This window comes from Sphaerisporangium rufum, assembly GCF_016863395.1.
Lineage (GTDB): Bacteria > Actinomycetota > Actinomycetes > Streptosporangiales > Streptosporangiaceae > Sphaerisporangium > Sphaerisporangium rufum.
The window spans coordinates 19,941-39,467 of the sequence record NZ_BOOU01000083.1 but is presented as its reverse complement, the minus strand read 5'-3'; the positions used below and the strand labels follow the sequence as shown (position 1 = coordinate 39,467).

Below are 19,527 nucleotides of genomic sequence, written 5' to 3'. Positions count from 1 at the left end.
CGCACCCCGCTGGTCGAGGGCCGGGCCGGCGAGCACCCGGACCGGCGCCGGCCTGGCGAGCACCCGGACCGGCGCCGGCCTGGCGAGCACCCGGACCGGCGCCGGATCGGCGAGCACCCGGACCGGTAGGCGCCCGGCCGCCGCCGGTCCCGCGAGCGCCCGGGCCGGTGCCGGAGCGGGCCGGGGGCGCCGGTGAAGGTGCCCGACGCGGTGCGCGCGTACGCCGGCCGGATCGCCGGCGAGTCGCCCGCGTACCTCTACGACCTGGCCGGGCTGGACCGGCACGCCGCCGCGGTGCGCGGCGCGCTGCCCGGAGTCGAGCTGTACTACGCGGTCAAGGCCAACCCCGACCCCGGGCTGCTGCGGACGCTGGCCCGGCACGTCGACGGGTTCGAGGTCGCCTCGCACGGCGAGGCGGCGCACGTACGCCAGGTGCTGCCGGGCGCGCGGCTGGCGTTCGGCGGGCCGGGCAAGACCGACGCCGAGCTCGCCCTCGGCGTGCACCGGCTGCACGTGGAGAGCCCCGGCGAGCTCGCACGGCTGCTCGCGCTCGGCGTCCCGGCGGAGATCCTGCTGCGGGTCAACCTGGACGTGCCGGTCGCGGGCGCCGCGCTGGCCATGGGCGGCGGCGCGACCCCGTTCGGCATGGACCCCGCCGGGGTGCGGGAGTGCCTGGACCTGCTCGCCGGGCGGCGGCGGGTCCGGCTGCGCGGGGTGCACGCGCACCTGGCCAGCGGGCTCGACGCCGGCGCCCTGCTCGGCCTGGCCCGGCACGCCCTCGCCTTCGCCCGCTCCCTGCCGGGGCCGGCCGGGCTGGAGATCAATCTGGGCGGCGGGATGGCGGTGTCCTACGCCGACCCCGAGGCGCGGTTCGACTGGGCGGCCTACGGGCGCGGGCTCGCCGCGCTGCGCGCCCCCGGCGAAACCTTGCGCGTCGAACCCGGGCGGGCCCTCACCGCGTACTGCGGCTGGTACGTCACCCGGGTGATCGACGTGAAGCGGGTGCACGGCGAGGTGTTCGCCGTGGTGGCCGGCGGCACTCATCACCTGCGCACCCCGGCCGCCAAGGGCCACGACCAGCCGTTCGCGGTGCTGCCCTCCCCCGGGCGCGGGCGCGCCGGGGTGACCGGTGAGCCGGTGACCATCGCCGGCCAGCTGTGCACGCCGAAGGACGTGCTGGCCCGCCGGGTCGTCACCTCGATCGCCCCCGGGGACGTGGTGGTGTTCGGCCTGGCCGGGGCCTACGCGTGGACGATCTCCCACCACGACTTCCTCATGCACCCGAAGCCGGGTTTCCACCACCTCGGCTGAGGCGGCCCTTCGCCAGGGGGCGGACAGCGGATTCCCGGGAGAAACCGGCCGTGGTTATGAATTCGGGTTCGTCCGGATGTCGAAATACCACCGCCCGCTCCGACCGGACGGCGAGAGGTGCCCCCGGGCACCACCAGCGCCCGCAGCCGTGAAGGATCTCCATGGAGCACACGACCTCCGCCGCCCCCGGTGTCCGGGCGGGATGGCGGGAATGGACCGGGTTGACGGTCCTCATCCTCCCCACCCTGCTGGTGGCCGTGGACATCGGCGTCCTGTTCCTGGCACTGCCGCACCTGAGCGCCGACCTCGGCGCGACCGGCACCCAGCAGCTCTGGATCACCGACGTCTACGGCTTCACGCTCGCCGGCTTTCTGATCACGATGGGCGATCTCGGCGACCGGGTCGGCCGTCGCCGGCTGCTGCTCGCCGGGGCCGCCGCCTTCACCGCCGCCTCCGTGCTGACCGCGTTCGCGACGAGCACCGCGATGCTCATCGGCGCCCGGGCCCTGCTCGGCGTGGCCGGTGCCACGCTGTCGCCGTCGACGCTGGCGCTGATCAGCAACATGTTCCGCGACGGGCGGCAGCGCGGCGTGGCCATCTCCCTGTGGGCGGCCTGCCAGTTCGGCGGCGCCGCGCTCGGTCCCATCGTGGGCGGGCTGATGCTGGAGCGCTTCTGGTGGGGCTCGGTGTTCCTGCTCGGCGTGCCGGTGATGTGCCTGCTGCTGGTGACCGGGCCGTTCCTGCTGCCCGAGTACCGCGGGCCGCGGGCCGGGCGGCTCGACCTGCCCAGCGTGGCGCTGTCGCTGGCCGCGATCCTGCCGGTCGTGTACGGCGTCAAGGAGCTGGCGGCCGGCGGCGGGGCGCCGGCGGCGGCCGTCCTGGCGATCCTGGCCGGTACGGCGGCCGGCGTGGTGTTCGTCCGGCGCCAGCTGCGGCTGGCCGACCCGCTGGTGAACCTGTCGCTGCTCGCGCTGCCGTCCGTCCGGGCGGCGCTGCCGGGAATGCTGGCGGCGTCCGGCGTGCTGGCCGGTACCAGCCTGCTGACCACCCAGTACCTGCAGAGCGTGCTGCGCCTGCCGCCCGGCGAAGCCGGCCTGTGGCAGGCGCCGACCGGGATCGGGATAGCGGCCGGCACGCTGCTCGCGCCGCTGGCCCTGCGCTGGATGCGGCCGGTCACCGCCATGGCCGGCGGGCTCGCCGTCTCGGCCGCCGCCCTGCTGGTCATCACTCAGGCCGGCGGCCCGGCCGGCCTGGTGCCGGTGGTGGCCGGCATCGCCGTCACCGCGTTCGGCGTGGGCCCGCTGTTCGTGCTGGGCACCGGCATGGTGGTCGGCGCCGCGCCGCCGGAGAAGGCGGGGGCCGCGGCCTCGCTGTCGGAGACCGGCAACGTGTTCGGGTCCAATCTCGGGCTTGCCCTGCTGGGGAGCGTCGGTGCCGCCGTGTACCGGCACGGGATGGCCGGCGCCGCGCTGGACGGCGTGCCGGGCGACGCGGCCGGCGCGGCGCGGGAGACCATCGCCTCCGCCACCGCCGTGGCCGGGCGGTCGCCCGAAGCCACCGGGGAACGGCTGCTGGCCGCCGCCGGTGAGGCGTTCACCACGGCGATGCACGTCACCGCCGGGCTCGGCGTGGCGATCTTCGTCCTGCTGGCCGTGCTGCTCGCCCTGGCGCTTCGCGCGCGGCGGGAGCCCGCGGCGGACGCGGGGTCCCGGGCGGACGCGAAGGCGCGGTGATCGTCCGGGAAGAGCTCGCCCGACGTCAGGACACCGCCCCCCGCGTCCCCCACCGAGCCGCTCCCCCGCGGGAGCCCGCTCCCCCCGTACGAGACGTTGACCCACGGATGAGATCGGCCGCCGACCATCCGTTCCGATGGAGGAATGAACATGAGCCCCGTGACGAACACCCTCGCCGTCTCCGGCGCGACCCTGCACTACGAGGTCCGCGGCTCCGGTCCCGTCCTGCTGCTCATCTGCGGCGGCGTGTACGACGCGGCCGGGTACGCGGGCCTGGCCGAGCGGCTGGCCGACCGGTACACGGTGGTGACCTACGACCGGCGCGGCAACTCCCGCAGCCCGCTCGCCGGCCCGCCGGAGCCGCAGCCCGTCGAGACGCACGGTGATGACGCGGCGCGGGTACTGGCCGCGGCCGGCGTGACCCCGGACGCACCCGCCCGCGTCTTCGGCAACAGTTCCGGTGCGATCATCGGGCTGGAGCTGGCCGCCCGCCGGCCCGAGCTGGTGCGGGTCCTGGTCGCGCACGAGCCGCCGCTGTTCGGCCTGCTGCCCGAGCGCGACCACTGGCGGGAGGTGATGGCCCGGGTCGAGGAGGCGTTCCACGAGTCCGGCCCGGCCGCCGCCCACCAGGTCTTCGGCGCGTCCCTGGCGCCGGCCGGCGACGCGGACGCTCCGGGGGACGCGTCCGGCGGAGTCGCCCCGAGCGGCCAGGCCGCCGAGGACGGCGGACCCGACGGCCCGGCACCGGACCGGATCCCCGGCGGGGGCGAGGCACCGCAGGGCGAGCCGGACCCGGAGACGATGGCGATGCTGGCCCGGCTGGAGAGGAACGCGGCGTTCTTCATCGGCTACGAGGTGCCGCCGTTCTCCCGGTACGTCCCCGACCTGACCGGACTGGGCAGGTCCACGGTGCCGGTGGTCCCGGCGGTCGGCGAGACCTCGCACGGCGAGCCATGGGTCCGGGCCACCTACGCGCTGGCCGAGGCACTGGACACCGAACCGGTCCCGCTGCCCGGCGACCACGGCGGTTTCGGCGCCGACCCGGCCGCGTTCGCCGCCCGCCTGCACGAGATCCTCGCCACCGCCTGAGATCGCCCGCCTGAGATCCCCGCGCCCACGAAGGCTCGGCGGCGGAACCGGGACGCCGGGCCTCCGCCGAGCCTGAGGTCCCGCGCGGCCGATCCTCGGCGGAACCGGGACGCCCGCCTCCGCCGGGCCCGAACGGGTGCGTGCCGCGCCACCCGGGGACGTGCCCGCCAGGAGGATCACACTTTCGGGTGACGCCGCCGCCGGACGCGGGGGAGCAGACTGGCCGGCATGCAGAACGCAGTCCCCTCCGGCACCCTCCCGGCGGTGCCGAAACACCCCATCATGGACGTCGCCGCGGCGTGCATCCTCGCCACCTGCGGGGTCATCTCGATCATCCCGTGGAGGGATGACGTGCCCGCGAACACGCTCCTGTTCAGCACGGCCGGTGTCCTGCTCGCCACCCTGCCGGTGGCGATCCGGCGGCACGCGCCGTGGCCGGCCCTCGGGCTGGCGATCCCGGGGTACGTGCTGATCACGCCGGCGATCCTGTCCGATCACTCGCCGCTCACGCTGCTGGCGGTGGCCATCTCCGGCGTGCTGATCTACTACACCGTCCTGTCCACCATCCCGCGCGTACCGGCGCTGCTGGTGACCGGGCTCGGAGCCGTGGCCGTGGTCCTCCTCGCCATCCGGTTGCACGCGGGAATGCCCGGCTTCATCGCGACGGCCGGGCTGCTCGCCGCGGCCCTGGCCGCCGAGCAGCCGCGCCGGCGGGCCGAGGTGGCGAAGATCCGCCTGGCCGGCGACGAGCGGGTGCTCGCCGCGCAGCGCCGGCAGGCCGCGATGGCCGAGCGGGCCCGGATCGCCCGCGAGATGCACGACGTGGTCGCCCACTCGATCGCCATGATCGCCGTACAGGCGGAGGCGGCGCCGTACACCGTGCCGGACCTGGACGGCGCGGCCCGGGCGGAGTTCGCCGACATCGCCACGGTGGCCCGCCGCACGCTGGCCGAGCTGCGGTCCATGCTCGGCGTGCTCCGCGCGGACGTCCCGGCCGGCCCGGAGACCGCGCCGCAGCCGGGGCTGGACCGGCTGGACGACCTGATCGCGGAGCACGGCGGCCCGGTGGACCTGGACATCGTGGGCGATCCGGTCCCGCTGCCGCAGGCGGTGGAGGTGTCGGCGTACCGCATCGTCCAGGAGTGCCTGGCCAACGCCCGCGCGCACGCCCCGGGGTCGCGGGTGTCGGTCGAGCTGGCCTACCGCCCGAAACTGCTCGCCATCCGGGTGGCCAACGACGCGGGCACCGCCGAGGACGGCCCGGCGGACCGGGCCACCGCGGCCGCCTCCGCCGGCCTGGATCCTCGGCACGCCGGCTCCCGCCCGGCGGACGCGGCGGCCGGGCCGGTCTCCGGTCCGCAGGACGCCGGCCCGCCATCGGACCCGGGCCCGCCGGCGCACCGTCCGCGCTCCGCGGACGACTCCGGGGAGGACTTCGGGGACGACCGCCGGGATTTCGGGGATGCCGGCCGGTCACCGGAAGCGGACTCCTCCAGCGACCTCGGGGCCGCGGACCGGCCGCGGGAGGCGGCCGGCTACGGCCTGGTCGGGATGCGCGAGCGCGCCGCCGCGCTCGGCGGCTGGTTCTCGGCCGGCCCGTCCGCCACCGGTTTCCTGGTCACCGCCGGCCTGCCCATTCCGTGATCGCGGCCACCAGGTCCCCCCTGATCGGGCAGACTCGGTGCCGGCCGCTGGACGAACATGTCCGTCCCCGCCGCGCCAGCGGATCTGGAGGTAGGAATGACCACCGTGCTGGTGGCCGACGACCAGCCGGCCGTCCGGCGGGCCTTCGCCGCCATCCTGTCGGCCGCCGCCGATCTCACCGTGGTCGGAACCGCGGCCGACGGCCTGGCGGCGGTGGAACTGGCGCGGCGCACCCGGCCGGACGTGGCGCTCATGGACATCCGCATGCCGCGCCTCGACGGGATCACCGCCGTCGCGCGGATCACCGCCTCGACCGCCACCCGGGCCCTGATGATCACCACGTTCGACCTGGACGAGTACGTGTACGACGCGCTGGCCGCCGGCGCGTCCGGGTTCCTGCTCAAGGACGTACCGGCCGCCGAGCTGGTGGCCGCCGTCCGGGTGGTGGCGCGCGGCGACGCCCTCCTCGCTCCCGGGGTCACCCGGCGGCTGATCGCCGAGTTCGCCCGCACCCGCCGCCCGCGCCCGGCCGTGCACGGCGATCTCACCGCCCGGGAACGGGAGGTGTTCCTGCTGCTGGCCCGCGGGCTGTCCAACGCCGAGATCGCCGCCGAACTCGTGGTCACCGAGCACACGGTGAAGACGCACGTCACCCGGCTGCTCGCCAAGCTCGGCCTGCGCGACCGCGCCCAGGCCATCGTGCACGCCTACGAGTCCGGCCTGGCCGGCCCGCCGGACAGGTGAGAGGCCGAACCCGGGAGAGACATGATTAGCCGGGCCGCCCCAGGTCAGGGTGGTCGCATGCATCGAAGCCGCGTCTACGCCATTCTGATCGACACCCCGCAGGACGAGGCCGGGCAGGCGGCGGCCTTCTGGTCCGCCGCCCTCGGCGCCCCCACCGAGCCGGAGCCGACCCAGCCCCAGTTCGTCTCGCTGCGCGGCGCCATCCCCGGGCTGGTCACCGCGATCCAGTCGATCGACGACGCGCCCCGCTACCACCTGGACATCGAGACCGACGACCTCGAGGCCGAGACCGCGCGCCTGATCGGGCTCGGCGCCACCCAGGTGGGGCAGTGGCAGGAGTGCCGCATCCTGCGCGTCCCCGGCGGCCATCTGGTCTGCGTCCTGCCGGTCGAGAGCGACCAGGCGACCTTCGCCGCCCAGGCCCGCACCTGGCCCTAGCCGCCGGTCACCGTTCCACCGGAACGAGGGTCAGGTAGGCGAGGCCCATGATGTCGCGATATCCCCGCAGCCACATGTCGCGATGGCGGTCCACCCGGTCGCGGGTCTCCTTCGCCGCGGGGTGATCGGGGTTGGCGGCGAGCCACTCCTCGACGTCCGCCTGGTAGGCCGACTCGAACCGCTCCCACTCGTCGCGGCTCGCGGTCTCGATCCACCCCGGCCGGAAGCCCGCGTCCACCGCCAGGTCGACCAGGCCGGCGAGGTCGTACATCTCGGCGGCGCCGGCGTCCGGCCACATGGCCGACAGCTCGGCCGCGGCAGGCGGGCGCTGCCAGAATCCTTCGCCGAGCAGCACCCGGCCGCCCGGCCGCACCAGGCCGCGCAGCGCGCGCAGCGCGTTCGTGGTGTGCTCCGGCGGCCGGGCGTCGCTGAGCGCGTGGCTGGCCCCCAGGCACAGCACGATGTCGCTCGGTTCCCCGGCCGCCTCCGCCGCCGACGCCTGGACGAAGCGGACCCGGTCCGCCAGCCCGCGCGCCTCGGCGTTCGCCCGCCCGCGGGCCAGATCCTCCTCGTTGAGGTCGATGCCGACCCCGGCCGCGCCGGGCACCGCCTCCAGCAGGCGGAGCATCAACTCGCCCCAGCCGCAGCCGATGTCCAGCACGCTCGCCGGACCGGTCGCGGCGAGCCGGCCGATCATGTCGGCCGCCCGCTCCTCGGAGAGCGGGCCGTGAAAGGTGAGCCTGGTGAGCCGCGGCGGGCCGGTGATGTCGTCCATATTCATGGAACAGTAGAGATGTCCGTTCCCGGACGACACCGGTTTTCCGCGGAGCGTCCGGCCGGCCGGCCGGTTCGATGCCACGCCACAGGAAAGCCCACCCCCGCCGCACGGATCGGCGCTCCGGCGCTAGGCTGACCCCAGCGTCGCGTGCCGGTGGCAGACCGTGCCAGGCATGGAGGCGCCGGACCGGAGGGAGTACGACGATGATGATCGTCGCCCCTTCGCCCGTCACCCGTGGGTGAGGGCGAGAAGGCCAGGCTGATCGCCTGGAGTCGAGAGCTGCGCGGCGTACACGACAGGCTGCGCGACGCGCTCACCGTGACCCGGCAGGCCCTCGCCGCCGGCGAGCCGGTCGAGCCGGCGACCAGAGACCTGCTGCTGTTCTGTCACGGGTTCTGCGCCGCGCTCACCGCCCACCACGAGGGCGAAGACCGCCACCTGTTCCCCGCGATCGCCGAGCGGTACCCCGAACTGCGCGACACTTTGCACCGGCTGCGGCAGGATCACTCGATGATCGCCCACCTGCTGGCCGGGCTGCAGGCCGCCGTGGCCCGGGCCGCGCCGCCCGCGGAGCTGCTCCGGAACCTGGAGGGGGTGGCACCGATCATGGAGTCGCACTTCAGGTACGAGGAACGCAGGCTGCTGACCGTGCTGGAGACCCTGGCGCTGGATGCCGACCCGCAGGTGGTGCTCGGCCCGCTGTGACGAACCCGATGATGCGCCCGGCTCGGGAGAACGGGGCGCGGCGACGGGCTCGAACCGACTTCTGCCGGAATGCCCCGCCGTCCCATCAGGCGGTCCGGGCGCGCAGGCTCCGGGCCAGGGTGGGGATCATCACCGCCGCGGCGACGAGGTGCAGCCCGAGGAGGGCGATCGAGGTAGCGGTGCTCGCCCCGACGAGGAAGGGCGGGGCCAGCGAGATCGCGGTCAGCGCCACCGCCGTGCCGACGAATCGCTCGCGGGGGCGGGCACTCCAGCGAAGCAACGCGAGGGCGATGACGATGCCCACGACCGAGAAAAGGCCGGTGAACACCGCGAACCCTGGCAGCGGGATCATCTCGCCGCCATCGGGTATCGCGAAATCCACGCCGGCGGCCCGGGCGAGCGCGGCGGCCAGGGTGGTGGCGGCCATCGCGACCAGGGCGGCGACGAGGCCGGTGCCGGCGAGCCTCCCGTATCGGCGGGCGGGGCCGGTCCGGCCCGGTGCCGGTCCGGCGACGACTCCGGTGTCATTCGTGCTGTTCATGGCGTTCCTTCAGTGTTCGATGGCAGTGTTCGATGGCCCGGCGTACCGGGTATGCCGATCGGCCGGTGCGGGTCGTGGTCCTGGCGGGTGACGATGTGCACCCACGCCGCGCGACGGCCGGGGTTTCGCAGGGCGCGGACGCCGGTGCCGCGGAGCCAGAACCCGGCGCCCGGTCCGAGGACCGGGCCGGGCTCGCCATCGCGCAACTCCAGTCCCACCCGGCCGCGGGTGACGACGCCGAACGCGTCGCGCCACTCCGCGGCCACCACCGCGACCCGCGCGCCACCGCGCAGCTTGAGCGTCCGTGGCCGGATTACTTCGTGCCGTCCGCGGGCAGGCGCTCCGGCAGCCCGAGCGGGGGAAACCGGTCGGCGTGGAAGGTGACGATCTCGCTGATCGCGCCGCCGGTGATGCGCAGCACGTCGATCGTCAGCGGCAGGTACGCGGCCTCCCGCTCCCGCCACTGGTAGAAGGCGAGGGCGGGCTGCCGGTTCACCGAGGTCTGCACGGCGCGCAGGCCCTTCATGCCCTCGAAGCCGCTCTCGACCCAGTCGTTCACCACCGCGTCCCGGCCGACCTGCAGGCCCGGCGTGGGCGGCATCGAGCAGCGGACGTCGTCGCGCAGCATCGCGGCGAGCCGGCCGATGTCGGTGGCCACGCTGGCCTCGGTGAAGCGGCGCACCAGCTCGCGCGTCCCGGCGTCCTCCTCGCCGCCGGTCCAGTCCTGCCGCTCGGCGGGCAGGTGCTCCCGCATCCCGGCGCGGGCCCGCTGCAGCGCGCTGTTCACCGAGTTGACGGAGTCCCCGAGGAGTTCGGCGACGTCCTTGGCCGGCCAGCCGAGCACGTCCCGCAGGATCAGCACGGCCCGCGGGCGCGGTGCCAGGTGCTGGACGGCGACCAGGTACGCCAGCTCGATCGTCTCCCGCGCGACGGCGACGGTCTCCGGCTCGTCCGCGTCGCCCGCGGGCAACTCGTCCAGCAGCCGGTCCGGGTAGGGCTGCAGCCACGGCACCTCGCCGCCGGTCGCCGGCTCCGGGCGGCACCTGGCGAGCAGGTCCAGGCAGGCGTTGGTGGCGATCCGGTACAGCCAGGCGCGGAACGTCGACCGCCCCGCGAAGGTCTCCCGCCGCCGCCACGCCCGCAGGAACGTCTCCTGCACGGTGTCCTCGGCGTCCTCGAACGAGCCGAGCATCCGGTAGCAGTGCACGTGCAGCTCCCGCCGATGCCGCTCGGTCAGCCCGGTGAACTCCGGCTCGTCGACCTCGCCCAGACCGCTCACGTCCAGCTCCCCCAGCCGTGTGTCCGTCGTCATCACGTCACCCTTCCGCCTCGTCGTACCCCTTCTGCAGGTATGACGGGCGCGGACGCGAGAACTCATCACCGGGTCCAGCTCCGGCTTCTCCACGGTCGGTTCACCGGCCGCGCGCCGGTCCTGGCCGGCGTCGGAGGTAACGGGGCGGGCGGGCGTTCGATGAACGGGCCGCTGGTCCCCTGGTAGCAGGGAGACCCTTAGTCGCGTCGCCGGAGGGGATGAGCAGGACACGAGCGGGTATCGGAAAGGTCGGTGGAGGGCGAGGAGCAGCGGCTGGCAGCCCTTCCCTGCTACTGCGGGCACCGGAATGTGCCGAGCGTCCAACGCCGACCAGGATCGATCCCGACGGTCACTCCCCACGCCGGGTGCATGAGTATGCACCAACCCTCTACGGAAAGAGGACAAAAGCGGATAATTGGCGCACGATATACAGGCCGACGACGCACTTCTCACTTTTCCGCAGGTCAGAGCCTCGGCGTGAACAGTAAGAATTGACATTCTGTTTCGTTACTGACTGGTAGGACTCGAAGGCTCGCCACCGGATGGCACCGGGGGCAACTCCACCACAAGGGGGTGGTTCACAGGCAGCCCAGTCGGTGGATGGGACCAGTCGGCGACACCGGTGAACCTCAACCTGCCGCCGGAGTACTTCGCGCGGTCGAACTCGACCGCGCTACCGGAGAACTTCGCGCGGTCGAACCCGATCTCGCTGCCGGAGAAATTCGCGTGGTCGAACCCGATCTCGCCGCCGGAGAACTCCGCGTTTTTGAACCAGACCGTGCCGCCGGAGAACTCCGCGCCGCTGAACCCGACCGTGCCGCCGGAGAACTCCGCGCCGCTGAACAAGACCGTGCCGCCGGAGAACTTCGCGCTGTCGAACCGGACCTCGCTGCCGGAGAACTTCGCGTCGCCGAACAGGACCGCGCTGCCGGAGAACTCCGCGCCGCCGAACCCGACCGCGCCGCCGGAGAACTCCGCGCCGCCGAACCCGACCGCGCCGCCGGAGAACTCCGCGCCGTTGAACCAGACCTCGCTGCCGGAGAACTTCGCGTCGCCGAACCAGGCCGTGAAGCGGTAGAACTCCGCGCCGCCGGAGAACTCCGCGCCGCCGGAGAACTCCGTGCCGCCGAACATGACCGTGCCGCCGGAGAACTCCGCGCCGCCGAACCCGACCGTGCCGCCGGAGAACTTGGCGTTGTTGAAGCTGACGTTCCCGGTAGGGAAGACCGTGTTGGTGAAGTCGACGTCGGTGGTGATGGTGACGCCGGTGAAGTCCAGGTCGGCGCCGTGCCATGGAGTGGGGGCGTCTTTGCGCAGGTGGGTTGCGATGAGGCGCCAGATGGTGGCGCGGACCTCGCCCATGGCCTGCCAGGCCGCGCGCACGTCGGGGTCGGCGTCCGGGGCGGGTTCGGCCGGTGAGGGCATGCGCAAGTAGGCGCACAGCACGTCGATGCACATCTGCCGGCCACCGCTCCAGTCATCGGCCAGCGCAGCAAGGGCGTGTACTCCGGCCAGGCGTACCGCGGGAGAGTCGCTCCCCAACTTGTCGCCGGCCTTGTCGAAGCGCTCGGCGTACAGCTTGGTCTGCTCGCGGGTTTCCCCGGCCTCGGTGACGCGCTGTTTGCGGTAGGCCACGACCAGCGCGACCACGCCACCGACTCCAGCCACCACGGCGAGGGAGAGTTTGACCACCTCCAGCACCTGATCCACCGTCGGCCGGGCGGCGCCCAGATCCAGCGGGCCCAGCGCCGACAGCGCAGCGGCGATGAGCAGCACCGCCCCGGCGGCGGCCGAGGCCAGCGTGAGGGCCAGGGCCAGACTGACCGGCATCAGCCGTACCGGCCGAACCGCTCGCTGCTGCCGCCAGCGGACCGTGGATAAGACGCGCGTCGGCCTCAAGCGGCGGGGGAGCAGACGTGGCATACCACCACGATGTCTCACTCTCAGCGGCGGCGAGACAGAGTGCGGATTCTGCCCCGTTACTGCCTGGTTGGCTTTTTCGTTGGTGCCGTGGTCTTCCTCGGAACCGGCGGCGTTGGCGATCGCGGGCGCGTGAAGGATCACGAGCATGATGGCGGCCGGCCCGGGACCGGCCGAAGGCCGCAGCCCTGGATCGGCTGGCTGCCGGGGCGCGGCGCGCGGCTCGCCGGCGGGGCGGTCAGGCTGTTGAGCCGCCGAAACCGCCGTCCTTTAGGCCGTCCCGGAACGCCCGCCACCCGCCAGCGGTGATCAAGAGCACCGGCCCATCCTGCCGCTTGCTGTCACGCACCGCCACGACGCCCCCGAGCCGGGCCAGCTCCAGGCAATCACCCGTGTCACCACTATGCGAAGACTTGGTCCAGCCTGCCGCATGAGAGGAAAGTGCGACTTCAACGCAGTCACCGCCGTTGTCCCCGCTGTACGTCGACTTGATCCAAATCGCGTTCATCAGGCCGGCCAATCCTTCAACGCCTTCCCATCGGATTCGTGACTCGCCGTCGTACTGTCAGGCCGTCGAGCCGTCGAGACCACCGCGCTTGAGGCCATCTCGGAACGCCCGCCATTCGTCGTCGGCGATCCGCAACGTGGGCCCGTGTGGCCGCTTACTGTCGCGCACCCCGACGCCACCGGCCAGCGAGCCGATCTCGACGCAGTCGCCACCATTGTTGCCACTGTAGGAGGATTTGATCCATTCGACGTTCGTCAGCTCGTCCACCTGTTCATCCACTCCTTGATCTTGAGCAGTGATTCGTTCTGCGGTAACGCGTTGGCTTTTATCGCCTCATACAGAAGCTGAATGTCGCGAACTTCCTTCGTCTGAGCAGTCACCTGTCCCTTACCGGCGGAATCGAGATAGACGACTTCACGTCCATCTCTCATCTGGGCGAGCACGAAGCCTCCCAGCAAGCCTGCCGTGCAGGCGGCGGACAACGGGACTATCTGTACCGTGATACATGGATGTTCGGCCATGGTAAGCAGTTGCTTGAGCTGGTCTTTCATGACGTCGGCGCCACCGACCGGCCGCTGGAGCACCACCTCGTCCAGGACCGCCCACATCATGGGAGGGCGGTCACGAGCAAAGATCGACTGGCGGTCGAGTCGCGCTTTCACCGCCTTTTCGATCTCCGCGGCCGACATTCCTGGTCTCTCGATGACCACCCGGGCGTAGTCAGCCGTCTGGAGCAGCCCGGGTATCAGATTCGGCTGCCAGGTGCGGAGCGTCCGGGCTTGCTGTTCGACGTCCAGCCAGGGGAAGAACCAGCGCTGGTTGCCGTCGGAGCGGCATTCCTCCCAGATCTGGAGGAGGTCTCCGTTGGCGGTGAGGGCCGCGTCGCATTGTTCGACCAGGTGCTTGTCCTTGGGCAGGCGGAGTCCTCTTTCTAGGGCGCCGATGGCCGCGCCGGTGTAGCCGACCTCGCGGCCGAGGTCGGCCTGCGTCATCCGCGCCTCCTGGCGGAACCGTCGCAGCTCGAAGCCGAAACGGGCGGCGGGCGAGGACTCCGGGTTGTTCGGTCGCCGCGGCACCTGACCTCCACGCAACGGAATGCAACGGAATGGAATGGCGGGAAACGAGGCGGGCGTCACCTCATTGTGACCGCGCTCTTACGCAGCGTAGAACGCGGGCGGCAGGCTTGGGTGGCAAATGAACGACCGACGACGAAACGGGGTTCACATGCCGCAGGAAAACGTGCCGCGAATCACATCGCAGCTTTCAAATACGGACATCCCGCCGGCCTTGTCCGGTTCCACCGCCGAGCCCCGCCCGGTCGCCGAGACCGTCTCGGAGAAGCGGGCGCATGAGGACGCCGAACTGCTCGGCCGGCTGAACCGGGGGCTGGACTCGGCCGGCGTGCGTTCCCGGATCTTCCTGCGGATGCGCCTGGCCATGGGGTCGGTGACCATCCTGCCCCGGCACGCCTATCACCCGACCGAGATGATCGTCTATCGGGCGGACGGGGCGAGCGCGGCCCGGGTCACCGTCCGGACCAAGCTGTGGGGTACCAGCTACCAGGTTTCCGGAACCGCGCCCGACGCTCCGGAGATCCAGTTCCCGACCGACCAGGTGGCCGGCGCCGTGCACTGGCTGGCGCTCCTGGCCCGGGACGACGACCCGACCACCCCCATCGTCCCGGCTCACGGGTGATCGGACGCCGGAAAACGGCTGGCGGGGGCCGGCGGGCGTCCGGCATCATGCGCGGATGCTCATCAGGGAGGCCACCGCGGCCGACTGGCCCGCCATCTGGCCGTTCTTCCACCGGATCGTCGCGGCCGGCGACACCTTCACCTATCCCGCCGACCTGGACCAGGAACAGGGAAAGGAGTGGTGGTACCTGGCGGCGCCGAACCGCACGGTGGTCGCGGTGGGCGACTCCGGCGCCGTGCTGGGCACCGCCAAGATGAACAACAATCAGAGCGGTAACGGCGCGCACGTGGCGAGCGCCAGCTACATGGTCGACCCGGAACATTCCGGACGCGGGGTGGGCCGGGCGCTGGTCGAGTACACGCTGGACTGGGCCCGGGCGGCGGGTTTCCGTGCCATCCAGTTCAACGCGGTCGTGGAGACCAACCTGAACGCGATCGGGTTGTACCGCTCGCTCGGTTTCCAGGTGGTGGGCACCGTCCCCGAGGCCTTCCATCACCCGGTCGACGGCTACGTCGCTCTGCTCGTCATGCACCGGCCGCTCTGACGGCCCCCATCCGCCGCGTTTCCAGCACGCGTATCGGGCGGGCGCCGCGAAAAAGGGAGACACCACCGCCGAGCCGGCGAGGATGCACTGGGCGCGTATCCGGATTTTCATACGCCGCCGCAACATCCGCCCTTTTCTAATGGAGGGCATGAACCTGACAGCACCAGCCCGCCGCGCCCGCTGGATCCTCCTCGGCGGCCTGGCGGTCCTCGGCCTGGCGGCCGCGATGTACGCCGTGCGGCGGCCGCTCACGATGTCCGCACCGGCCTGCCTGGCCGGCCGGTGGCACGGCTGCTACGACACCGAGAACGGCGTGCTGTTCATGATGCTGGCCGGGCTGCCGGCCGCCGCGCTGGTGGTGTCGGCGGTGGCGCTGGTCCGGCGGGCCGCCGGCGGCACCTCGGCGTGGCGGAAGTCGCTGGCCGAGGTGGGCATGGTCTACGGGACGGTGCCGTTCGTCTGGATGACCCTGATGCCGGGCCCGGGGGCCGGCATCGTCCCCGGCCGGTTGAGCCTGGTCCCGCTGGTCGATCTGGCCACGATGGGGCCGCTCGGGATCGGCGGCAACCTGCTGGTCCTCGCGGCGCTGGGGTTCTTCGCGCCGCTGCGTTTCGCGGCACTGGCCTCGGTGCCGCGGATCCTCGCCCTCGGGGCGGCCTGCTCGGTCGTGATCGAGACCCTGCAGTACGTCCTGCGGCTGGACCGGGTGTCGTCCGTCGACGATGTACTGATCAACGCCGCCGGCGCGGTGCTGTTCGGGCTGGCGTCGCGCCGCTGGTGGCGCCGCACGGCTGCGGTACCGCCGGACCGGCCGCGTCTCGTACCGGTGCCGACGGCGGCAAGGGCAGACTGAGGGACATGCACGTACCGACCGTGGCGGACCGGTCCCGGCCGGCCGGATCCGTCCGGGACGGTCGCCGGCGGGCAGGGGTCGCCGGCGACCGCGTCCCGGACGGCATGGCGATCTTCCGGCGAATCGTCGCCTCCGGCGAAGAACCCCGCCCGCCCTGGCGTCACCCATGAACATGAACAGGCGTCCGGGGCTCAGCGCCCGGCTGAGGCTCACGCTCAGCTACGCCGGGTTCCTCATGCTCGCCGGGGCCCTCCTGCTGGCCGTGGTCTGGGTGTTCCTGCTGCGCTACGTACCGGACGGGGTGCACCTGACCGGGCAGGGCGGCTTCCTTCCGGAAGGGCCGCCCAGCGGCCGGTTCAGGGGGCCGGCTCCGCCGTTCGTCCCCAACCGCACCGACCTCCAGCGCGCCTTCTTCCCCCGCGCGGCCCAGGCGCTCGCCTGCCTGCTGGTGTTCGGCCTGCTGGGCGGCTGGATCCTCGCCGGCCGGATGCTCGCGCCACTGACCCGGATCACCGAAGCGGCCCGGACGACCGGAACGGGCTCGCTGTCCCACCGGATCCGCATGCAGGGCCGCCAGGACGAGTTCCGGGAACTGTCCGACGCCTTCGACTCGATGCTCGAACAGCTCGAGTCCCACGTCGCCGAGCAGCAGCGGTTCGCCGCGAACGCCTCCCACGAGCTGCGCACCCCGCTGGCGATCTCGCGGGCGCTGCTCGACGTCGCCCGCAAGGACCCGACCGCGGACCGGGACGAGCTCGTCGAACGACTGCACACCGTCAACCAGCGGGCGATCGACATCACCGAGGCACTTCTGCTGCTCAGCCGCGGTGACCGGGCGAACCTGGCCCGCGAGCGGGTTGACCTCTCCCTGATCGCCGAGGAGACCGCCGAAACGCTGCTTCCCTTCGCCGAACGGCGCCGGATCACGCTGACCGTCACCGGCGGCGCGGCCCGGACGCACGGCTCCGCCGAACTCCTCGCGCGGATGGTGACGAACCTCGTGCAGAACGCCATCGTCCATAACCTCCCGGCCGGTGGCACCGTGACGGTCCACACCTGGGCGCACGACGGCACCAGCGTGCTGCGGGTGGAGAACTCCGGGCGCCCGGTCCCGCCAGAGTTGATACCGACCCTCACCGAACCCTTCCAGCGCGGTACCGAACGCGTGCGCACCGGCGAGCACGCCGGCGTCGGCCTCGGCCTGGCCATCGTGCACAGCATCGTCCGCGTCCACCACGGGACCCTCGACCTCGCCCCTCGCCCCGCCGGCGGTCTCCTCGCCACGGTCCACCTTCCCGGCACCCCGTAGGGGCCTTATCATCCCGGTGGATCCGCTGGGCGGCCTCGCCGCCCGACGGTGATCGCGGCGCGCTAGCGTGGCGGGTATGACGGAGCGGCGGGCGATCTTGAGTGGGTCCACGTTCGAGGAGCGGATCGGCTACGCGCGGGCCGTGGTGGACGGCGACCGGGTGCACGTGTCGGGTACCACCGGGTTCGACTACACCACCATGACGATCTCCGATGACGTGGTCGAGCAGGCCGGGCAGTGCCTGCGCAATATCGGGGCGGCGCTGGCCGAGGCCGGGTGCGGCTTCGCCGACGTCGTGCGGGTGCGGTACCTGTTGCCGGACCGGGACGACTTCGAGCCCTGCTGGCCGGTGCTGCGCGAGGCCTTCGGCGCGGTCCGGCCGGCGGCCACCATGATGGTGTGCGGCCTGGCCGACCCCCGGATGAAGATCGAGATCGAGGTGGACGCCCGGCGGCCGGCCGAGTAGGTCGCCGGCACGGTGGTTCCGCACCACCCCGGTCGATCGGGCATGAGTGCTCAGATCGCCCGATAACCCTCAAAAAGCCGACAAAAGCGTCTTTCTCCGATTCCCTCCTCCGCTGGTGCGCAGCCAATATGATCTCCAGGCGGGGTGTCCGGAGTACCGGACCGAGATCGTCCCGTTGCATCTGATCTGGTTCGTACGGGCGGAGGAACGTCACCGCCGGCCGCGTCCTGGGGGGCGTCCGGCCACGGTGCGCGGTGCGCGCGGGCTTCCGCGGCGCGCCCGTCCTCCCGACGCAAGGGGGACGGGATGTCATCGGCGCATGCCGCAACACCGCTCAAGGCGATCCACGACCGCCCGGTCGACGCCGTCCGCGTCCACGGTCCCGCCGGCCGCCGGTCGCGGCCTGAGACCGAGATCACCCGGTGATGGCCGGTTTAGCCGCTCTGGAAGTTCGTCCGGCGGACCCGCCTCGCCGGCGTCGCCGGGAGCGCCCGGCCGGCCGGGGGCTCGCCGGGAGGTTCCTCTCCCCGGCGCGATTACCCTTGCTCCTGCCGATGCTGGCGCTTGCGCTGACGGTCACCGGCTCCTGGGGCCCGTCCATGTGGGCCGACGAGCTCGCCACCGCGCAGACCACGGCTTCCTGGGACACGCTGTGGAACACGATCCAGACCCGTGATGCGGTCTTCCTGCCGTACTACCTGCTCATGTACGTGTGGTCCCGGGCGGGCGCCGCCGACTGGTGGCTGCGGCTGCCCTCCGCCCTGGCGGTGGCCGCCGCCACCGTACTGCTCGCCGACCTCGGCCGCAGGCTCGGCGGTGCCCGCGCGGGCACGGTCGCCGGGGTCACCCTTCTCCTGCTGCCGGCGATCTCCCGCTTCGGGCAGGAGGCCCGGCCGTACACGATGGCCGTCGCCGCCGCCGTGCTCTCCTTCTGGTGCCTTCATCGGGCGCTGGAGACGGGACGCTGGGCGGGCTATGTCGTCTCCGTCATGCTGCTGCCTTGCACGCACCTGTTCGCGGTGTTGTGTCTCCCGGCCCATCTCGTCATCTCCCGGCGCTGCCTGCCGTGGCTGGCGCTGGGTTCTCCGATCACCCTCGCCGTCGCGGCCGCCTCCGCCGGGCAGGTGGGACAGGTGAACTGGCTCAAGGCGCCGGGATGGGAGCACATCGTGCCGTTCCGCAGCGCGATCACCGGCTGGCAGTCTCAGCCCGAGCCCGGAAACCTGCCGGCCGTCCTCCTCGGCTGGGCGGTCGCCCTGACCGGGCTGGCCTCGGCGGCGGTCCTGCTGCGGCGCGGCGCGCCCCCGCCCCGGCGCTTCATCGCGGGGCTGGTCGTCTGGGGCGTGCTGCCGACGCCGGTCCTGGTCGCGGTGTCCCACCTGGCCACCCCGGTCTACAGCTCCAGGTACGTCCTGTTCGCCGCCCCCGCCTTCGCCCTGCTCGCCGGGCTGGGCGCGGCCCGCGTGCCCCGGACCGTCCTGGTGGCCGCGCTCGGCGTGGCCGTGGCGCTCGGCGCCCGGCAGCAGGTCCTGCTACGCACCGAACCGGGCCACCAGATGAGCTACCGCGCCGCCGCCGAGATCGTCTCGGCACAGCGCCGGACCGGCGACCAGATCGTCTACCTGGTGCCCTGGGCCCGCCAGGGCCTGGCCCGCTACGGGACCATGCCACCCGAGAGACGGGCCGGCCAGGCGGCCGGGGAACGGGTCTGGCTCGTCCGGAACCAGTTCGGGCGGGCCATCCGCCCGGGAACCGGGCTGCCATCACGGGACGGAGTGGCTCCCGCGATGGCCGCCAAGATCGACACACTCCTGGCGGAACGGTTCACCGTGACCAGGACCTGGCCGCTGCGCGGCGTCTCCCTCCTCCTCCTCGAACGCCCTCCACCCGCCAGCCGATAGCACTCGCCCGGTGCTCCGACCCGATGGCCGGAACGC

Annotated in this window: 20 protein-coding genes; 13 read left to right on the top strand and 7 right to left on the bottom strand. The window is 72.9% G+C overall.

Going from position 1 to position 19,527, the window contains the following annotated elements; translation table 11 throughout:
- Positions 1-192: 192 nt before the first annotated feature.
- The 6 genes from Sru01_RS29405 (at position 193) to Sru01_RS29380 (ending at position 6,959) form a co-directional block, all read left to right on the top strand.
- Positions 193-1,311 carry an alanine racemase gene (locus tag Sru01_RS29405; RefSeq protein WP_203992361.1) on the top strand — a complete coding sequence of 373 codons (1,119 nt, stop codon included), beginning with the start codon at positions 193-195 and terminating at the stop codon, positions 1,309-1,311.
- 161 nt (positions 1,312-1,472) lie between these two features.
- On the top strand, positions 1,473-3,044 hold the full coding sequence (locus Sru01_RS29400; RefSeq protein WP_203992357.1) for an MFS transporter: 1,572 nt from the start codon (positions 1,473-1,475) through the stop codon (positions 3,042-3,044).
- A 150-nt stretch (positions 3,045-3,194) separates the two neighbouring features.
- Positions 3,195-4,133 carry an alpha/beta fold hydrolase gene (locus Sru01_RS29395; protein ID WP_239137836.1) on the top strand — a complete coding sequence of 313 codons (939 nt, stop codon included), beginning with the start codon at positions 3,195-3,197 and terminating at the stop codon, positions 4,131-4,133.
- Between the two features lie 228 nt (positions 4,134-4,361).
- Positions 4,362-5,777 (top strand): sensor histidine kinase, encoded by a 1,416-nt coding sequence (locus Sru01_RS29390; protein ID WP_203992350.1) that lies wholly within the window; start codon positions 4,362-4,364, stop codon positions 5,775-5,777.
- 96 nt (positions 5,778-5,873) lie between these two features.
- A complete protein-coding gene (locus Sru01_RS29385; RefSeq protein ID WP_203992347.1) occupies positions 5,874-6,521 on the top strand; it encodes a response regulator in 648 nt (215 codons plus the stop codon).
- Positions 6,522-6,578: 57 nt separating this feature from the next.
- The gene (locus Sru01_RS29380; RefSeq protein WP_203992344.1) at positions 6,579-6,959 is read left to right on the top strand and encodes a VOC family protein; all 381 of its coding nucleotides are present in this window, start codon (positions 6,579-6,581) and stop codon (positions 6,957-6,959) included.
- Between the two features lie 7 nt (positions 6,960-6,966).
- On the opposite strand, the gene Sru01_RS29375 is transcribed toward Sru01_RS29380, so the two are convergent.
- The gene (locus Sru01_RS29375; protein WP_203992341.1) at positions 6,967-7,734 is read right to left on the bottom strand and encodes an SAM-dependent methyltransferase; all 768 of its coding nucleotides are present in this window, start codon (positions 7,732-7,734) and stop codon (positions 6,967-6,969) included.
- Between the two features lie 237 nt (positions 7,735-7,971).
- Here Sru01_RS29375 and Sru01_RS29370 point away from each other — a divergent pair, with 237 nt between their 5' ends.
- Positions 7,972-8,442, top strand: a complete 471-nt coding sequence (locus tag Sru01_RS29370; RefSeq protein ID WP_203992338.1) for a hemerythrin domain-containing protein — start codon at positions 7,972-7,974, stop codon at positions 8,440-8,442.
- Between the two features lie 85 nt (positions 8,443-8,527).
- Here the strand turns inward: Sru01_RS29370 and Sru01_RS29365 are convergent, their stop codons facing one another.
- The 6 genes from Sru01_RS29365 to Sru01_RS29340 all read right to left on the bottom strand — a co-directional run bounded on the left by Sru01_RS29365 (position 8,528) and on the right by Sru01_RS29340 (position 13,799).
- Positions 8,528-8,983 (bottom strand): DUF6069 family protein, encoded by a 456-nt coding sequence (locus Sru01_RS29365; protein ID WP_203992333.1) that lies wholly within the window; start codon positions 8,981-8,983, stop codon positions 8,528-8,530.
- A 313-nt stretch (positions 8,984-9,296) separates the two neighbouring features.
- The gene (locus Sru01_RS29360) at positions 9,297-10,295 is read right to left on the bottom strand and encodes an RNA polymerase subunit sigma-70 (RefSeq protein ID WP_203992331.1); all 999 of its coding nucleotides are present in this window, start codon (positions 10,293-10,295) and stop codon (positions 9,297-9,299) included.
- A gap of 507 nt (positions 10,296-10,802) precedes the next feature.
- A complete protein-coding gene (locus Sru01_RS29355; RefSeq protein WP_203992329.1) occupies positions 10,803-12,125 on the bottom strand; it encodes a pentapeptide repeat-containing protein in 1,323 nt (440 codons plus the stop codon).
- Positions 12,126-12,453: 328 nt separating this feature from the next.
- Positions 12,454-12,723 (bottom strand): DUF397 domain-containing protein, encoded by a 270-nt coding sequence (locus Sru01_RS29350; protein ID WP_203992327.1) that lies wholly within the window; start codon positions 12,721-12,723, stop codon positions 12,454-12,456.
- Positions 12,724-12,780: 57 nt separating this feature from the next.
- Positions 12,781-12,990, bottom strand: coding sequence for a DUF397 domain-containing protein (locus tag Sru01_RS29345; RefSeq protein WP_203992325.1), 210 nt, complete (start codon positions 12,988-12,990; stop codon positions 12,781-12,783).
- Positions 12,978-13,799, bottom strand: a complete 822-nt coding sequence (locus Sru01_RS29340; RefSeq protein ID WP_275412225.1) for a helix-turn-helix domain-containing protein — start codon at positions 13,797-13,799, stop codon at positions 12,978-12,980. The genes Sru01_RS29345 and Sru01_RS29340 overlap by 13 nt, the downstream gene beginning before the upstream one ends.
- 211 nt (positions 13,800-14,010) lie before the next feature.
- On the opposite strand from Sru01_RS29340, the gene Sru01_RS29335 reads away from it, so the two are divergent.
- The 6 genes from Sru01_RS29335 (at position 14,011) to Sru01_RS29310 (ending at position 19,491) form a co-directional block, all read left to right on the top strand.
- On the top strand, positions 14,011-14,418 hold the full coding sequence (locus Sru01_RS29335; protein WP_203992321.1) for a hypothetical protein: 408 nt from the start codon (positions 14,011-14,013) through the stop codon (positions 14,416-14,418).
- Between the two features lie 55 nt (positions 14,419-14,473).
- Positions 14,474-14,962, top strand: coding sequence for a GNAT family N-acetyltransferase (locus Sru01_RS29330; protein WP_203992319.1), 489 nt, complete (start codon positions 14,474-14,476; stop codon positions 14,960-14,962).
- A 148-nt stretch (positions 14,963-15,110) separates the two neighbouring features.
- Positions 15,111-15,815, top strand: a complete 705-nt coding sequence (locus Sru01_RS29325; protein WP_203992317.1) for a VanZ family protein — start codon at positions 15,111-15,113, stop codon at positions 15,813-15,815.
- A 172-nt stretch (positions 15,816-15,987) separates the two neighbouring features.
- Complete coding sequence (locus Sru01_RS29320; RefSeq protein WP_203992313.1) at positions 15,988-17,124, top strand: sensor histidine kinase; 1,137 nt, start codon at positions 15,988-15,990, stop codon at positions 17,122-17,124.
- Positions 17,125-17,200: 76 nt separating this feature from the next.
- Positions 17,201-17,590 carry a RidA family protein gene (locus tag Sru01_RS29315; protein WP_203992311.1) on the top strand — a complete coding sequence of 130 codons (390 nt, stop codon included), beginning with the start codon at positions 17,201-17,203 and terminating at the stop codon, positions 17,588-17,590.
- A gap of 554 nt (positions 17,591-18,144) precedes the next feature.
- The gene (locus tag Sru01_RS29310) at positions 18,145-19,491 is read left to right on the top strand and encodes a glycosyltransferase family 39 protein (protein ID WP_203992308.1); all 1,347 of its coding nucleotides are present in this window, start codon (positions 18,145-18,147) and stop codon (positions 19,489-19,491) included.
- Positions 19,492-19,527: the final 36 nt, after the last annotated feature.

Bases quoted from the DNA above. Each gene is read 5' to 3' on its own strand.
- Sru01_RS29400 (WP_203992357.1), top strand. From the start codon at position 1,473: ATGGAGCACACGACCTCCGCCGCCCCCGGTGTCCGGGCGGGATGGCGG.
- Sru01_RS29395 (WP_239137836.1), top strand. From the start codon at position 3,195: ATGAGCCCCGTGACGAACACCCTCGCCGTCTCCGGCGCGACCCTGCAC.
- Sru01_RS29390 (WP_203992350.1), top strand. From the start codon at position 4,362: ATGCAGAACGCAGTCCCCTCCGGCACCCTCCCGGCGGTGCCGAAACAC.
- Sru01_RS29385 (WP_203992347.1), top strand. From the start codon at position 5,874: ATGACCACCGTGCTGGTGGCCGACGACCAGCCGGCCGTCCGGCGGGCC.
- Sru01_RS29380 (WP_203992344.1), top strand. From the start codon at position 6,579: ATGCATCGAAGCCGCGTCTACGCCATTCTGATCGACACCCCGCAGGAC.
- Sru01_RS29375 (WP_203992341.1), bottom strand. From the start codon at position 7,734: ATGGACGACATCACCGGCCCGCCGCGGCTCACCAGGCTCACCTTTCAC.
- Sru01_RS29365 (WP_203992333.1), bottom strand. From the start codon at position 8,983: ATGAACAGCACGAATGACACCGGAGTCGTCGCCGGACCGGCACCGGGC.
- Sru01_RS29360 (WP_203992331.1), bottom strand. From the start codon at position 10,295: ATGACGACGGACACACGGCTGGGGGAGCTGGACGTGAGCGGTCTGGGC.
- Sru01_RS29355 (WP_203992329.1), bottom strand. From the start codon at position 12,125: ATGCCGGTCAGTCTGGCCCTGGCCCTCACGCTGGCCTCGGCCGCCGCC.
- Sru01_RS29350 (WP_203992327.1), bottom strand. From the start codon at position 12,723: ATGAACGCGATTTGGATCAAGTCGACGTACAGCGGGGACAACGGCGGT.
- Sru01_RS29330 (WP_203992319.1), top strand. From the start codon at position 14,474: ATGCTCATCAGGGAGGCCACCGCGGCCGACTGGCCCGCCATCTGGCCG.
- Sru01_RS29325 (WP_203992317.1), top strand. From the start codon at position 15,111: ATGAACCTGACAGCACCAGCCCGCCGCGCCCGCTGGATCCTCCTCGGC.
- Sru01_RS29320 (WP_203992313.1), top strand. From the start codon at position 15,988: ATGAACAGGCGTCCGGGGCTCAGCGCCCGGCTGAGGCTCACGCTCAGC.
- Sru01_RS29315 (WP_203992311.1), top strand. From the start codon at position 17,201: ATGACGGAGCGGCGGGCGATCTTGAGTGGGTCCACGTTCGAGGAGCGG.
- Sru01_RS29310 (WP_203992308.1), top strand. From the start codon at position 18,145: ATGCTGGCGCTTGCGCTGACGGTCACCGGCTCCTGGGGCCCGTCCATG.